This is a genomic window from Dermabacter jinjuensis (assembly GCF_902381725.1).
Lineage (GTDB): Bacteria > Actinomycetota > Actinomycetes > Actinomycetales > Dermabacteraceae > Dermabacter > Dermabacter hominis.
In genome coordinates this window covers 2,056,473-2,071,014 of the sequence record NZ_LR698963.1, presented here as the reverse complement: position 1 = coordinate 2,071,014, position 14,542 = coordinate 2,056,473, and the positions used below count along the sequence as shown (strand labels likewise).

Sequence of the window (14,542 nt, the reverse complement as noted above, 5' to 3'; positions counted from 1 at the left end):
CGGGGCTTTCGCGCTGGACTACTGTTGTATTTCGTTCGGCTCGCCGGGCAAAACCCTTGGGGTATGGTGTAATTGGCAACACGGCTGATTCTGGTTCAGTTGTTCTAGGTTCGAGTCCTGGTACCCCAGCGATGCAGGTCACACGGCCTGGATTTGGAAACAGCCAGCAGCTTTGCTAAAGTTTCTAAGGCCTCATTGAGGCAAGGCCCCGTTCGTCTAGCGGCCTAGGACGTCGCCCTCTCACGGCGGTAACACCGGTTCAAATCCGGTACGGGGTACAGAGCGAAAGCCCGACCACTTCGGTGGTCGGGCTTTTTCGTGCCCGGGACCTTTCCGGCGTATCCTTAAAGCGAGCAGGGAGTTTGGCTCACAAAAGCGTGAGCCCGGCCGTGGAAGGAAGAAAACCATGAGTGCAAATGAAGGCCGGATCGTTGTCGGCGTCGAAGACACCGAGGAATCCGATCACGCAATCCGCTGGGCGGCGCACAATGCCCTCGCCCTGAATAAGCCCCTGCATCTTGTGCACGCATTCGTGTGGCCGCTCATGGGGGTCGATGTCGATCCCGTTCCCGGCGTGAGTGGGTCGGGCCTCAAGGTCGCCGCGCAACGCTTGCTCGATGAAGCGGCTCAGATCGCCCACGAAGTTGCCCCCGGCTGCGAGGTGACGACCCAGATTGTCGATGGCCGCGCGGTGGACGTGCTCATTCAGCAGTCAGCGACCGCAGATGCGCTCGTGGTCGGCTCGCGCGGGCTCGGTCGCTTCCTCTCGATCATTGTGGGATCGACCAGTTCGGCGCTCCTCACACGCTCGAAATGTTCGATCGTTGTTGTTCGCGGCGACATTGCCGCAGATGGCCCCGTGGCAGTGTTTTACGACGGTGGGACGGCCTTTGACCGCGCGCTCGAGCGCGCCGCAGAGTTTGCGAAGGTGTACGGCACCGGCGTCCGCGTTATTCCCTCGATCGTGATTCCCGAGGAGAGATGGGCGGGCATTCTCGAGAGCGCTCAACGTCACTTGCGCGAGGTTGCGCCCGAGGTGGACGTGGAGATCACCGAGTACGGTCGCCAGCACACGGCGAAAGAGTTGATCCGCCGCAGCGAGGGCACGAGGCTTATCGTTGCGAACGCGCGCGGCAAGCACGGGGAACTTGAGCGTCAGCCCGTCGTGTCGAATACCGCTTTCTTGCAGTACGCGAACACCCCCGTGTGGCTCGAGAGGCAGTAAGCCACTCGAGCCCGTCCAGTGGACTTCTAGTGGCCGCCCTGGCGCACGAGTTCGCTGAGTTTCTCCGCGTAGCTCATGACGAGAGTGGCGTGGATTTTTCCGGGCTGCCGCGTCATGCGGTCGATCGGGCCCGAGATTGAGAGGGCGGCAATGACGCGGTCGCTCGGGCCCCGAACCGGCGCACTCACGGACGCAACGCCCGATTCGCGTTCGCCGACGCTTTGCGCCCACCCGCGTCTGCGCACGGCCGACAGCATTGAGGCTGTGAAGCGTGCCCCGTGAAGGCCGCGGTGGAGGCGGTCTGGCTCTTCCCAGGCGAGAAGAATCTGTGCGGCGGAACCGGCTCGCATCGTGAGCGTTGAGCCTAGTGGGACGGTATCGCGCAGGCCGCTTGGGCGCTCGGCCGTCGCGACGCACACGCGGTGTTCGGCTTGGCGACGATAGAGCTGCGCCGATTCTCCGGAGCGGTCCCTGAGCTCGGCAAGAACGGGCCCGGCGGAGGCGAGGAGGCGGTCCTCGCCAGCGGCGGCGGCGAGTTCCGTCAGGCGAGGCCCGAGGATGAAGCGACCTTGGATATCGCGCGCGACGAGCCTGTGGTGTTCGAGCGCGACCGCGAGCCGGTGAGCCGTCGGCCGGGCGAGCCCGGTTGTGCTCACGAGAGTTGCGAGCGTTGCGGGCCCCGCTTCAAGCGCGCCGAGTACCGTGGCGGCTTTGTCGATCACACCGACGCCGCTTCCCTCTTCGATCTGAATGTTCATGGAATAAGACTATCGTCTCGCGATGTGAAATGCGAGTGCTTCGCCACTGCCCCTTCGCGAAACTTGGTGCCAACGAGCCGTGCGCTTCACGCAAAGGAGCGACGCGGGGAGACGACGATCGAGGAGTCACTCACATGGCGGGAACTCTCGCGGAAAAGGTTTGGCAGGACCACGTAGTCCGCAAGGGCGAAGGCGGAGAGCCGGACCTCCTGTACATTGACCTTCACCTGCTTCACGAGGTGACCTCCCCGCAGGCATTCGAGGGGCTGCGGCTCGAGGGGCGCTTGCCGCGCCGCGTTGACCAAACCCTCGCGACGGAGGATCACAACACGCCGACCGTCGATATCGACAAACCAATTGCCGACCTCACAAGCCGCACCCAGATCAACACCCTGCGTGCCAATGCCGAGGAATTCGGTGTGCGTATCCACTCGCTCGGCGACGTTGACCAGGGCATCGTCCACGTCGTGGGGCCGCAGCTCGGCCTCACGATGCCGGGAATTACGGTCGTGTGTGGCGACTCGCACACCTCGACCCACGGTGCATTCGGCGCGCTTGCCTTCGGCATCGGTACCTCCGAAGTTGAGCACGTCCTCGCAACGCAGACCCTGCCCCTCAAGCCCTTCAAGACCATGGCGATTACGGTCGAAGGATCGCTTAAACCGGGCGTGAGCGCTAAAGACATCATCCTTGCGGTCATCGCGAAGATCGGTACCGGTGGCGGGCAGGGATACGTGCTCGAATACCGCGGAGAAGCCATCCGAAACCTCACCATGGAGGGGCGCATGACGATCTGCAACATGTCGATCGAAGCGGGTGCCCGGGCCGGCATGATCGCCCCCGACGAGACGACCTTTGAGTATGTCAAGGGACGCCCGCACGCGCCGACGGGGGAGGCGTGGGACGAAGCGGTCGAGTATTGGAAGAGTCTCAGGAGCGACGACGACGCGACCTTCGATGCCGAAGTCGTGATCAACGCCGATGAACTCGAGCCATTCGTCACGTGGGGCACGAACCCCGGTCAAGGCCTGCCGCTCTCGGGCGCCGTTCCCGCCCCAGAGGACTTCGCCGACGACAACGCGAAAGCTGCGTGCGAGCGCGCGCTCGAATACATGGACCTCGAGCCCGGGACCGCGCTCAAGGACATTCGCGTTGACACGGTCTTTATGGGCTCGTGCACGAACGGTCGAATCGAAGACCTGCGCGCTTTCACCGATGTGATCCGAGGTCGCACGAAGGATCCGAATGTTCGTGTTCTCGTCGTGCCCGGCTCGGCGCGCGTGCGACTCCAGGCCGAAGCCGAAGGACTCGACAAGGAGATCCTGGCCTTTGGCGCCGAGTGGCGAAACGCGGGATGCTCGATGTGCCTTGGCATGAATCCCGACCAGCTCGCCCCGGGGGAGCGCTCCGCCTCGACCTCGAACCGCAACTTCGAGGGGCGCCAGGGCAAGGGCGGGCGCACCCATCTCGTGTCGCCCGTCGTCGCGGCCGCGACGGCCGTGCGGGGAACCCTTTCATCACCCGCTGACCTCGACAATCTCGAACAACCCGACGCCTCGGTGCGTGCCTGAGGGCCGCGAGGACGCTGGGAAAGGACTCACACCATGGAAAAGTTCATCTCGCACACGGGTATCGGTGTTCCGCTTCGACGCTCCAACGTCGATACCGACCAAATCATCCCCGCCGTGTACCTCAAGCGCGTGACGAAGACGGGTTTCGATGACGGTCTCTTTAGCGCGTGGCGCCAGGATCCAGACTTTGTGCTCAACCGCGAGCCCTACTCGCGAGGCTCCGTTCTCGTCGCAGGCGAAGAGTTTGGTACCGGTTCCTCTCGCGAACATGCGGTGTGGGCGCTTCGCGACTACGGTTTCAAAGCGGTGCTCTCGAGCCGATTTGCGGATATTTTCCGAGGCAACGCCGGTAAGCAGGGCCTCGTTGCCGCAGTCCTTTCGCAGTCGGATATCGAGCAGATCTGGAAGATCCTCGAGAACGCGCCGGGAACCGACATCACCGTCGATCTCGAAAATCGAGTGGTTGAGGTAGCCGATTCGACCTTCTCGTTCGAAATCGACGACTACACCCGTTGGCGCCTCATGGAGGGCCTCGATGACATCGGGCTCACGATGCGGCACGAAGCAGACATCGCGGAGTTTGAAAAGCGTCGGCCTTCCTGGCTCCCGAAGACGCTTCCCGTGCGCACTGCCGACGACCAGTAGCGGGGCTTTTGCGCCCTCGGCGTACACCGGCGCGTGTGCAGTTCTTTTCAAAGCGCTGTTCGGTATGGTGAGACGGTTACCTGTGGGCTCGTCCCGGAAAAGGAATCAACTCCACTATGACCTCAAGCTTCTATGTGCGCGGCGGAAAGCCGCTCGAGGGTGAGATCACCGTTCGTGGTGCAAAGAACCTGGTCTCGAAGGCCATGGTTGCCGCGCTTCTCGGTGAGACCGAAAGCTTCCTCACGAGTGTCCCCGACATCAGCGACGTGAGGATTGTTAGCGAGCTTCTTCGCGTGCACGGCGTAAAAATCGAGCGCGATACGGAAGCGGGAACCCTCCGCATGGACCCGTCGAACGTCGAGCGTGCGCACGTGGCGGACATCGACGCTCACGCGGGAAGCTCGCGCATCCCGATCCTCTTCTGCGGCCCGCTTTTGCACCGCCTCGGTGAGGCCGTGATCCCCGATCTGGGCGGTTGCCGCATCGGCACGCGCCCGATCAACTATCACCTCGACGTGCTGCGCAACTTCGGTGCTCGTGTCGATAAGCGCGAGCACGGCATCTACATCACGGCACCGGATGGTCTTCGTGGTGCAAAAATCCGCCTCGAGTATCCGAGTGTTGGTGCGACCGAGCAGGTGCTCCTCACGGCAGTGCGGGCGAAGGGCATCACTGAACTCGAGAATGCGGCCGTCGAGCCCGAGATCGAGGATCTCATCGCGGTTTTGCAAAAGATGGGCGCGATCATTTCGCTGCGCACCGATCGCACAATCGTGATCGAGGGCGTCGAGAAGCTCAATGGCTACCGTCACCGCTGCATTCCCGACCGCATCGAGGCGGCGAGCTGGGCCTGCGCTGCCCTCGTGACTCACGGCGACGTGTTCGTCCGCGGGGCCGAGCAGAAGGCGATGGGCACCTTCCTCAACGTGCTGCGCAAGATCGGTGCCGGCGTCGATATTCACGACGACGGGATTCGGTTCTACGACACGGGTAAAGGCCTCTCCTCGGCAGCGATCGAGACCGACGTCCACCCTGGCTTCATGACGGACTGGCAGCAGCCCCTCGTCGTGTTGTTGACTCAGGCCAACGGTATTTCGATTGTCCACGAGACCGTGTACGAGAATCGCCTTGGCTTCACGAGCGCGCTCAATGACATGGGCGCGCAGATCCAGGTGTATCGCGAGTGCCTCGGCGGCTCCCGCTGCCGCTTCGGTCAGCGCAACTACAATCACTCGGCGGTTGTGAACGGGCCGCGCCCGCTTGAGGGTGCCGAGATCACGGTCCCGGACTTGCGCGGCGGGTTCAGCTACCTGATCGCAGCTCTCGGGGCTGACGGCGTCTCGCAGATCCACGGCATCGACCTCATCGATCGTGGCTACGAATCCTTCAGGGACAAGCTCACGAAGCTCGGTGCCGATTTCTGGGAAGAGTGAGAACGAATCAACGTTCGAGGTAAGGAGCCAACGGTGACAGAGAATCCCTCGACGCACGCGACCGGTGCGTCGCACGAGCGGTACACGTCTCTCGCACTTCGCGATATTCCGCTTCCGGACTATTGCGATGTCGTGATCGTGCCAACCAAGGGCGTTGATGAACCGGATCCGCGCGTGTGGGCCGAGGCGATTTTCTCTCACGAGAACGCGACGCTGACCTCGCGTGGTGCCCGGGCCGTAAGGGATGAGGCCATTCGCCTTTTCGACCTCGTGCCGCCGCCCGAACGCGAACGCTATGTGAGCGAGGTCGTGGGCTCGGAGGCTCTCATTATCGACGATACGCCCTCGCTCATGATCCGCATCGGCGTTGCCGTCGAGCCCGGTGGTGAGCTCGTGCGGATCACGACGGCGGTCAAGTACCGTACGATCCGCGGTCGCCTCACCTTTGGCCCGCGGCGCATGATGCACGCTTCGGCGATTCATACTCTCGCTAAGCGCGCCCCTGCGACGCTCAGGCGCCGCGAAACAGCGCGTCTCACCTCGCCTCGGGCGCGTCGCGCGGGATTGACGCGCGGTATCCGTCGCAACCGGCAGCTCCCCTCGGGCGACGGTGAACGCTCGAAGTAGGGCGGGCGAGAGCGAAGGCCACATCGCGGTTCTCGGCGCAGGATCGTGGGGCACGGTTTTCTCGCACATGCTCGCGCGAGGCGGCAATCGCGTGCGCCTGTGGGCGCGCCGAGCGGAACTCGCTTCGCAGATCAACGACAACCACGAGAACGCGAGCTACGTTCCCGGTCTTAAGCTTCCCGCCTCCGTCTGGGCCTCGAGCGATACCGAGGACGTTATCCAAGGGGCACGTGGCATCGTCCTCGCCGTCCCCGCCCAGTCCTTGCGCGCGAATCTCGAGGCCTGGCCATCCATTGCCCACCTGCCCGTCGTCTCGCTCATCAAAGGCATCGAGCGCGGCAGCGACGAGCGCATGTCACAGATTCTTGCGACAACCGGCGGCATTAGTGAGAGCCGCATCGCGGTGCTGTCGGGCCCGAACCTCGCGCGGGAGATCGCCCGCGAGCAACCGTGCGCCTCGGTTATCGCCTCAGCGAGCGAGGAAACGGCGCGAGAAGTGGCGTTGTGGTGTTCGGCGCCCTATTTCCGTGCCTACGTGAGCCGCGATGTGACGGGCGTCGAGGTTGCGGGCGCGATGAAGAATGTCATCGCGATCGCCGTTGGTGCCGCCGCCGGGCTCGGTTACGGCGACAATACGCGCGCATCGCTCATTACGCGCGGCCTTGCGGAGATTACGCGGCTCGGCGTTGCCCTCGGGGCGGAAACATCCACGTTTGCTGGGCTCGCCGGGATGGGCGACCTCGTCGCGACGTGCGCCTCTCCGCTTTCGAGGAATTTCAGGCTTGGGAAGGCCCTTGGCGAAGGTCAAAGCCTAGAGGAGGCCAGAGCAAGCGTCGGACAAACCGCCGAAGGCGTCCCTACCGCCCGCGCCGTCGCAGAGCTTGCCGAGCGTTCGCAGCTGGACCTGCCCATCACCCGTGCCCTCGTCGATGTCGTTGATCGCGGGCGTAATATTGCCGAAGTGACGAGCGCACTTCTTTCGCGTTCTGTCCGATTCGAATAGAGGAGCCCACGTGCACACCATCGCGCTGATTTTCGGCGGTCGCTCGAGCGAACACGGCATTTCATGCGTGACCGCCGGCGGTATTTTGCGCCAGATTGACCGCTCGCGTTTTGACGTAGTGCCCATCGGCGTGACGAGCGATGGCCGCTTTGTCGAGGTCACGGGAGATCCCGAGCACTGGCAAATCACGAACGGGCTCGCCCCTCACGTGCCCGATTCGGGTGACGAAATCATCCTCCAGCAGTCGCGACTCGGGCAGGGAAAGGTCGAGCTTCGCGTCGTGCGCGACGGCGGTCGTATTGAGCACCTCGCACATATTGACGCGGTGTTTCCTCTTTTGCACGGGCCCTACGGCGAGGACGGCACGATCCAAGGACTATTCGAGCTCTGGGATGTGCCCTATGTCGGGTCGGGCGTGCTTGCCTCCGCAGCTTCGATGGATAAGGACTTCACGAAGCGCATTCTCGAAGGCGCGGGTCTCAACGTTGCCCGCGGCGTCGTCGTGCGCGCGAGTGAACCTCGAGCGGCGGTGCGCGAGCGCGCATCGAGCCTTACCTATCCGCTGTTCGTCAAACCGGCGCGCGCGGGTTCGAGTTTCGGCGTGACGAAGGTGGACGCCCCCGAGCAGCTCGATGCAGCGCTTGACGAAGCCTTCCGCTTCGACCCGAAGGTACTCATCGAGCAGGGTGTCGAGGGGCGCGAGGTGGAATGCGGCGTTCTCCAGGGAGAGAATGGACAGGCACCGCGCACGAGTCTTCCGGGTGAGGTCGTCATCGGCGAGGACCTCGCGTTTTATGACTACGAGTCGAAGTATTTCGGCAAGGGCACCGTCACGATCGATATCCCCGCGGCGATTCCCGAGCAGTACGTGGCGGCAGTGCGAGAGGTAGCCGCGCGTGCGTTCGAAGCCCTCGAACTCGAGGGACTCGCGCGCGTGGATGTATTCGTGACCGGGGCGGGCGAGGTGATCGTCAACGAGGTCAACACAATGCCGGGCTTCACCCAGATCTCGATGTTCCCCGTGCTGTGGGAGAACATGGGGATTTCCTACGCCGACCTGATCTCTCACCTGATCGACAATGCCCTTGAGCGTGGTGTAGGGCTGCGCTAGGGGCTATTGCGCGTCGTCGAATGCGAGGCAGCGACCACCCGATTGAGGGACCTGCGCAATGAGGCTCGCGAGTTCGATGGCCGCGGCGCTCGGCTGGTCGGGGGCGACCGAGCGAGGCACGGTGACGTCAATTGCCGGTTCTCGCCCGTAGGTCGTCATGTGCACGATCCCGCGCTTGCCGTCTTCTTTCACGATCCAGTCGATCTCCTTGCCGTTGCGCGCGGCGATCGTGGTGCACAGATCGGTCGTGGGCGGGGGAGGGGTCACGCCGCAGCGAAGCACGATCGTACTCTCGCCGTGACCCCATGCGGCTGTTGATTGGGCCGTGGTTTCGCTGCGATCGAGGCCCAGAAGGGTATCGGGAAGCGACACGATGATCTCGGCGCAGCGGGGGTTGGTGGCGTCGGCTTCGGGCGGGGGCACGGCGACGGCTCCGCACGCGGCGAGTGTCAGAATGCTCCCGATCGCGAGCGAGGTGACAAGCGCGCGCCGGAGCGCGCATGCCAGGGGCTGGGCCGGGGGCGTATGCATCATGAACACCACCCTAACTCTCTGTCTGGATCGTGAGTGCCTGGACGGAAGCTGATAATCTTGGTGACCATGAGCGAGAAGTACGCACTGACACCCCGCACCGAGCAGCTTTTCCCCGAAGGGCCGCATGTCACGGTGCGATTCCTCGATCATTCGAGCGACGCGGAGCTTAAGCAGTATTGGGATCTCTACCGCGTTCTTGACGAGGAATTTTGCGACGCTCACGAGCGCCGCACGCCCGGCCAGCTTCGTGCCGAACACGCAGACACCGACCACAAACGTTCATATCAGCTCGTGGCCGAGGTCGAGAGCCTTGAAGGCGCACGCATGATCGCCGGTCTCGCCGAGCTTCAGCTCCCTCTCACTGAGAACACTGATACGCAAGAGATCGAGCTCGTTGTGTATCCCGCGTGGCGAGGCAAAGGTATTGGCACGATGCTCACGGATGCGCTCCGGGACATTATGACGCACGAGGAGCGTCCGAAGGCTTTCGGCTATGCGCTCACCCACGTGGATTCAACTCAGGCGGAAAACGAGCTTCCGGCTTCAAGGATCGCGACCCGGCTTGGCCTCGCGAAGGTCGCCACGGAGTTCGTGAGCACGGTTTCGCTCCCGCTCGATCGCGACCTCGTCGAGGACCTCCACGTCGAGGTCGAAGCTTCCCTTGGCAAGTACCGCATCATTACCTGGGAAGGGGACGTCCCTGAGGAGCACATGGAGCAGTGGTGTGTGCTGCTGAATCAGATGGTCGCGGATGCCCCGACTGAGGATTCTTCGCTTGAGAAGCCCGAGTACGACGAGGAGCGGGTCCGAGCGATCGAAGCGAGGATCGCTGAGCGTGGCTATCGCCGCCTCACGGCGGTCGCCCTCGCGTCGAACGGCACGTTTGCTGGGACGTCATACGTGATGTTTCGCGAGGATGGTTCGCGACTTGGCGAGCAGGCCATCACCCTGGTCATGCCCGAGCACCGCGGGCATAACCTTGGACTCGCGCTTAAGCTCATGACGCATCGCCTCCTGACCGAAACTGAGTCAAAAGTCGATGTGCTGCGCACGTACACGAACCACACCAACACCCACATGAATGCCATAAACGAGCGCCTTGGCTATCGCACGGTCGCGAAAGAGATCACCTTCGAAGGAAAGCTTCGAGGGATTTGAGTGCGGCAGCACGAGACAAGCCTCGGCGAGCTTGGTGAGGCGGGGATCCTCGAGCGAATTGTCCCGTTTTTTCAGCATCGCGATGATGCGGTCATCGTGGGCCCTGGTGATGACTGCGCCGTTGTTCGCGCCGCGGGGGAGCTCGTGTTCACGACCGATGCGATCGTTGAGGGCTACGACTTCATTCTCGGTATTTCTGATCCCGTGAGCATCGGCCGCAAGGCTGCCGTACAGAACCTCGCGGATGTCGCCTCGATGGGGGCGCGGCCGCGCTGGCTGCTGACGACCGTCCTCGCGGGCAAAGACACACCGATCGCGGTACTCGAGGGCATCGCTGAGGGCATTGCGCGCGAGGCACACCCGCTCGGTGCGTCGGTGATCGGCGGGGACCTTGGTACCGCTCGCGAGCTCACGGTTTCGATCACAGCGATCGGCGAACTTGCGCGCTCTGGTGCGGCAGTCGTGCGTTCGGGTGCGAAAGAAGGGGATGTTCTTGCGGTCGGCGGGGAAGTGCTCGGGCTCAGCAGCGCGGGGCTCGCTCAGGTGCTCGGGAAGTCCGACGCCACCCTGCCTGACCTTGAGTCTCGGGGCCAAGCCGTCGCGAGCATTGCGGGCCGTGCACTGTCGTGGCACCTCGCACCCGAGCCTGACCTCTCAGCGGGGTGGGACGCGGGGCGTTCGGCGAGCGCGATGATCGATATCTCCGATGGACTCGTGAGGGATGCGAGCCGAATTGCTCGCGCAAGTGGAGTAAACCTCGACCTGTCGCGGGCGGCGCTCGAGAGTGATTGTGCGCTTCTCGCGCCGCTTGCCAATGTGTTGAGCGTCGATCCCATGGAGTGGGTCCTGGGTTCGGGGGAGGAGCACCTCATGCTCGCGACGTTCCCTCGGTCGGTGTGGGACGAAAACGCTCAGGTGCGTGCCGCATTCCGCGAGATTGGGTGCGTGCGCGCTGCCGAGGGCGATGGCGACGTGCGTCTCGACGGCGTGCCACTCGCCATGTACGGTTGGGACCATTTTTCCGTTTAGGGTGGATGGATGCCTTCTATGCCGATCATGCCCATGAATCCCACGCCCGGCTCTCCCGGGAAATCACAGTGGACGCGCAACCTCGAACGCAATCCTGGCCACTCCCAGTGGTACATCGAGCGCTGGGAGCGGATGCGCGCCGAAGGCAAGGACATCGATGGGGAAGCGCGACTCATCGATGCACTTGCGCCTCGCGGCGCCTTCGTGCTCGATGCCGGGAGTGGAACCGGGCGCGTCGGTGCAGAGCTTGCTCGTCGCGGCCACGACGTTGTGGGGATCGACCTTGACCCAACCCTCGTCGCCTATGCGGAGCGCACCTCGCCGGGCCCCCGCTGGATTACGGGCGACCTTGCCGAGGCATGCGCAATCCTCGGTGAGGGCTCACTCGGAACATTCGACGTGGTTGTCGCGGCGGGCAACGTTGTCACGTTTGTTGCCGAAAACGATAGGCGTCGCGTTCTCGAGAATTTTGCGAGGCTCTTGCGTCCGGGAGGTCGCCTCGTCGCCGGTTTTGGAACGGGCCGCGGGTATTCGCTCGAGAGCTATGTGGCGGATGCTGCCGCCGCGGGCTTCGAGGTCCCCCAGGTGTTTTCGACGTGGGATTTACGCCCGGCGAGCGATGACCCTGGATTCGTCGTCGTCATCTCGGTGAAGGGCGAGGGCAAGGCAGCTAAAGCAACCCCGGCGTGACCTCCCCGGGCGCTCCGTGTATGGCGTCACGGCGGAAGCCTCTTGGGCATGCGAAAAGGACCTCCCCGCGGGGGGGGGGAGGTCCTTTTACTAAGCTTTCGCTCGGGCAGTGCCCGGATGCTCAGGCGGCGCGCTGAACCTTGCCGGCCTTGAGGCACGAGGTGCACACGTTGAGGCGCTTCGAGGTGCCGCCGATCACGGTGCGCACGGACTGGATGTTGGGGCTCCAGCGGCGCGAGGTGCGACGGTGCGAGTGGGAAACGCTCTTGCCGAAGCTCGGGCCCTTGGCGCAAATGTCACACTTGGAAGCCACGGTGTTCTCCTGAATAATCGCTAACGTACTTGATCTTGTGCGCCGAGGCTCATGCAGCGGATCGAGCCGCGTGGCGCTGGGCAACCCCAAAAGCATAGCCCACTCACGCGCGAAGAGCGATAGGGATTCCTTCATAGCCCCTGTGTAGTCAGCCACATCGCGACGTCGGTCGTGAAAGAATGCTGTCAGTGATGGCGGGGCGAAAGGAGCGAGCGTGGTGAAGGCGAAGGCCGACGGTTTCCCCGCGGGCCTCTTGACTCCCAAGGAAACCGCCGCCGCGCGCGCACTGGGTGCGAGGGATGTCGAGGACCTCGTGCGCATTCCACCACGCCGCTATGCCTCGCCCGGTCCCTTGCGCGACCTGCGCCATTTGAGCGAGGGCGACGATATTTCCGTCATCGCGACCGTCGAACGCGTGCGTGAGCGTGCGATGAAGAATCGCAAGGGCACCCTCCTTGATGTGCGCGTGTGCGACGACGAGGGCGAAAGCATCCAACTCACGTTCTTTCTTTTCAAGGCGCACCTCGTCAACTGGCACATGAGCAGGCTGCGCGAGGGTACGCGCGTGCTTGTGAGCGGAACGGTTTCGCGTTTTCGGGGGGAAAACCAGATCGCGCACCCCGACTACCTTCTGCTTGCAAGCGACCCCTCGCCGGAAGAGGCTCGGGCGGTCGCCGCTGCACTCGAGCCCGCCCCCGTGTATCCATTTCGCGGTGCAGCGACGCAGAAGCTCATGCGCTCGCTATTGACAAAAGCGCTGCGACACGTCGACGAGCTGCGCGACGTGATTCCCGCCGCGATTAGGCGTGAGCGCGACCTGCCCACGATCGCTGAGGCGGCGCGGATGCTCCATGCTCCTCACGACCAAACGGAGGTCGAACGCGCCCTGCGGTATTTCCGCTTCGAAGAGGCTTTTGTCATCCAGTCGATTTTCGCCAGGCGTCGAGCACAAGACGTTCAGGACGCCGCCCCGCAGCTCGGGACTTACGGGGACCTCAGCCGGTCACTCGATGGGCGGTTGCCGTTCACCTTGACCTCGTCGCAAAAGGACGTGGGGGAGCAGATCGCCGAGAGGATTGCTGCACCCCACCCCACGTCGCTTCTGCTCCAAGGAGACGTGGGCTCGGGAAAAACCGTGGTGGCGCTGCGCGCGATGGTGCGCGCCGTCGATTCCGGTTTCCAAGCCGTGCTCCTCGCCCCGACGGAAGTACTCGCACGGCAGCATTACTCGACCATCACGGCGATGCTTGGCGACCTTGCGCGCCGCGGTCACCTTGATGCGCACGAGTCGGCGACTCGCGTTCGCCTGCTCGTCGGCGCCCAGAAGGCCTCCGAGCGACGCGAGAGCCTTCTCGATCTCATGAGTGGCGAGGCCGGGATCGCCGTGGGAACACACGCGCTGCTGACCGAGAGCGTCGACTTTTTGAAGCTCGGCCTCGTAATTATCGATGAACAGCATCGCTTCGGCGTGGATCACCGCCGCCAACTGCGGTCCAAGGGACCCGGCGACCTGCGCCCGCACATGATGGTGATGACCGCGACCCCGATCCCTCGATCGGCTGCGCTCGCCCTCGTCGGTGACCTCGATTTGCTCACGCTCGAGGGGCGGCCTCGCGAGGGCGCCGGGGTATCCTCATTTGTCGTGCCCCTGGGCGATACCGCGTGGCGCGAGCGCATGTGGGAGCGCGTCCTCGAGGAAGTCCACGCCGGTCGCCAGGCATTCGTCGTGTGTCCGCGCATCGATCCGGAGGATCCAGCGCAGGCCGCTAGTCTCGCAGATCCGTTCGGGAGCGAACACCCGCTCCACGCGGTCACTCCCACGCTCGAGATGCTGCGGGCGAAACCCGGCTTTGACGCGCTTCGCATCGAGGAATTGCACGGCCGGCTTCCAAGCGACATTAAACGCGAGCGCATGGAGGCGTTTGCCGCTGGTGACATTGACGTGCTCGTGGCGACGACCGTGATCGAAGTCGGCGTCGATGTGCCGAATGCGAGCGTCATGCTCGTGCTCGATGCCGAGCGCTTCGGCCTCGCCCAACTTCACCAGCTCCGCGGCCGTATTGGTCGAGGCGCGCATCCGGGAATCGCGTTCTTTGCCACGCGGTTCCCCCGCCAGAGCGCGCAGCACGACGGGCTCGTAGAACTCGCCTCCACCACTGACGGTTTTGCTCTCGCCGAGCTGGATCTCGAGCGTCGCGGCGGCGGTGACCTTGTCGGTGATATTCAATCGGGAACGTCCGTAGCCGTGCGATTCCTCGACGTGGGCCGCGACGCGCGTATGATCCTTGAGGCTCGCGAAGACGCTCTCGTGACCGAAGCCCTGTCTCGCGGGGTGCTTACGACAAGTAGCCTCGAGGCGCCATCCGCGAGCGAACACGATGCCCTCGATGCCGCGATTGCGCGCCACAGTGCTCGCGGCGTCGACAATCTCGAAAGGAGCTGACC

General features: G+C 63.7%; 14 protein-coding genes and 2 tRNA genes. 13 read left to right on the top strand and 3 right to left on the bottom strand.

Annotated elements, in window-relative coordinates:
* Window positions 1-57 precede the first annotated feature (57 nt).
* From FXY94_RS09190 to FXY94_RS09180, 3 genes are all read left to right on the top strand, one after another.
* Window positions 58-129: transfer RNA gene (locus FXY94_RS09190), tRNA-Gln, on the top strand.
* Between the two features lie 76 nt (window positions 130-205).
* A tRNA-Glu gene (locus FXY94_RS09185) sits at window positions 206-278 on the top strand.
* A 128-nt stretch (window positions 279-406) separates the two neighbouring features.
* Complete coding sequence (locus FXY94_RS09180; protein WP_016664753.1) at window positions 407-1,225, top strand: universal stress protein; 819 nt, start codon at window positions 407-409, stop codon at window positions 1,223-1,225.
* A gap of 26 nt (window positions 1,226-1,251) precedes the next feature.
* On the opposite strand, the gene FXY94_RS09175 is transcribed toward FXY94_RS09180, so the two are convergent.
* The gene (locus FXY94_RS09175; RefSeq protein ID WP_016664752.1) at window positions 1,252-1,983 is read right to left on the bottom strand and encodes an IclR family transcriptional regulator; all 732 of its coding nucleotides are present in this window, start codon (window positions 1,981-1,983) and stop codon (window positions 1,252-1,254) included.
* 134 nt (window positions 1,984-2,117) lie between these two features.
* Between FXY94_RS09175 and leuC the strand changes: the two genes are divergently transcribed.
* The 6 genes from leuC to FXY94_RS09145 all read left to right on the top strand — a co-directional run bounded on the left by leuC (window position 2,118) and on the right by FXY94_RS09145 (window position 8,373).
* Window positions 2,118-3,554: a 3-isopropylmalate dehydratase large subunit gene (leuC, locus tag FXY94_RS09170; RefSeq protein ID WP_016664751.1), complete on the top strand. Its 1,437-nt coding sequence runs from the start codon at window positions 2,118-2,120 to the stop codon at window positions 3,552-3,554.
* A 33-nt stretch (window positions 3,555-3,587) separates the two neighbouring features.
* Window positions 3,588-4,199: a 3-isopropylmalate dehydratase small subunit gene (gene leuD, locus FXY94_RS09165; protein ID WP_016664750.1), complete on the top strand. Its 612-nt coding sequence runs from the start codon at window positions 3,588-3,590 to the stop codon at window positions 4,197-4,199.
* A 116-nt stretch (window positions 4,200-4,315) separates the two neighbouring features.
* Window positions 4,316-5,632: a UDP-N-acetylglucosamine 1-carboxyvinyltransferase gene (gene murA / locus FXY94_RS09160; protein ID WP_016664749.1), complete on the top strand. Its 1,317-nt coding sequence runs from the start codon at window positions 4,316-4,318 to the stop codon at window positions 5,630-5,632.
* Between the two features lie 33 nt (window positions 5,633-5,665).
* Window positions 5,666-6,259, top strand: coding sequence for a hypothetical protein (locus tag FXY94_RS09155; RefSeq protein WP_016664748.1), 594 nt, complete (start codon window positions 5,666-5,668; stop codon window positions 6,257-6,259).
* Complete coding sequence (locus tag FXY94_RS09150) at window positions 6,243-7,262, top strand: NAD(P)H-dependent glycerol-3-phosphate dehydrogenase (protein WP_197736231.1); 1,020 nt, start codon at window positions 6,243-6,245, stop codon at window positions 7,260-7,262. The genes FXY94_RS09155 and FXY94_RS09150 overlap by 17 nt, the downstream gene beginning before the upstream one ends.
* Before the next feature lie 10 nt (window positions 7,263-7,272).
* The gene (locus FXY94_RS09145; protein WP_016664746.1) at window positions 7,273-8,373 is read left to right on the top strand and encodes a D-alanine--D-alanine ligase family protein; all 1,101 of its coding nucleotides are present in this window, start codon (window positions 7,273-7,275) and stop codon (window positions 8,371-8,373) included.
* A 3-nt stretch (window positions 8,374-8,376) separates the two neighbouring features.
* On the opposite strand, the gene FXY94_RS09140 is transcribed toward FXY94_RS09145, so the two are convergent.
* Window positions 8,377-8,907 (bottom strand): DUF3515 family protein, encoded by a 531-nt coding sequence (locus tag FXY94_RS09140; protein WP_016664745.1) that lies wholly within the window; start codon window positions 8,905-8,907, stop codon window positions 8,377-8,379.
* Window positions 8,908-8,973: 66 nt separating this feature from the next.
* Between FXY94_RS09140 and FXY94_RS09135 the strand changes: the two genes are divergently transcribed.
* From FXY94_RS09135 to FXY94_RS09125, 3 genes are read left to right on the top strand one after another with little or no spacing between them, the layout of a single operon-like run.
* Window positions 8,974-10,065: a GNAT family N-acetyltransferase gene (locus tag FXY94_RS09135; RefSeq protein ID WP_051120663.1), complete on the top strand. Its 1,092-nt coding sequence runs from the start codon at window positions 8,974-8,976 to the stop codon at window positions 10,063-10,065.
* Window positions 10,066-11,094 carry a thiamine-phosphate kinase gene (gene thiL / locus FXY94_RS09130; protein ID WP_016664743.1) on the top strand — a complete coding sequence of 343 codons (1,029 nt, stop codon included), beginning with the start codon at window positions 10,066-10,068 and terminating at the stop codon, window positions 11,092-11,094.
* A gap of 18 nt (window positions 11,095-11,112) precedes the next feature.
* The gene (locus tag FXY94_RS09125; protein WP_332067301.1) at window positions 11,113-11,784 is read left to right on the top strand and encodes a class I SAM-dependent DNA methyltransferase; all 672 of its coding nucleotides are present in this window, start codon (window positions 11,113-11,115) and stop codon (window positions 11,782-11,784) included.
* Window positions 11,785-11,905: 121 nt separating this feature from the next.
* Here FXY94_RS09125 and rpmB read toward each other — a convergent pair whose 3' ends face one another.
* Window positions 11,906-12,097 (bottom strand): 50S ribosomal protein L28, encoded by a 192-nt coding sequence (gene rpmB / locus FXY94_RS09120; RefSeq protein WP_016664741.1) that lies wholly within the window; start codon window positions 12,095-12,097, stop codon window positions 11,906-11,908.
* 214 nt (window positions 12,098-12,311) lie between these two features.
* Here rpmB and FXY94_RS09115 point away from each other — a divergent pair, with 214 nt between their 5' ends.
* Entirely contained in the window at window positions 12,312-14,540 is a 2,229-nt protein-coding gene (locus FXY94_RS09115; protein ID WP_016664740.1) for an ATP-dependent DNA helicase RecG, read from the top strand.
* Window positions 14,541-14,542: the final 2 nt, after the last annotated feature.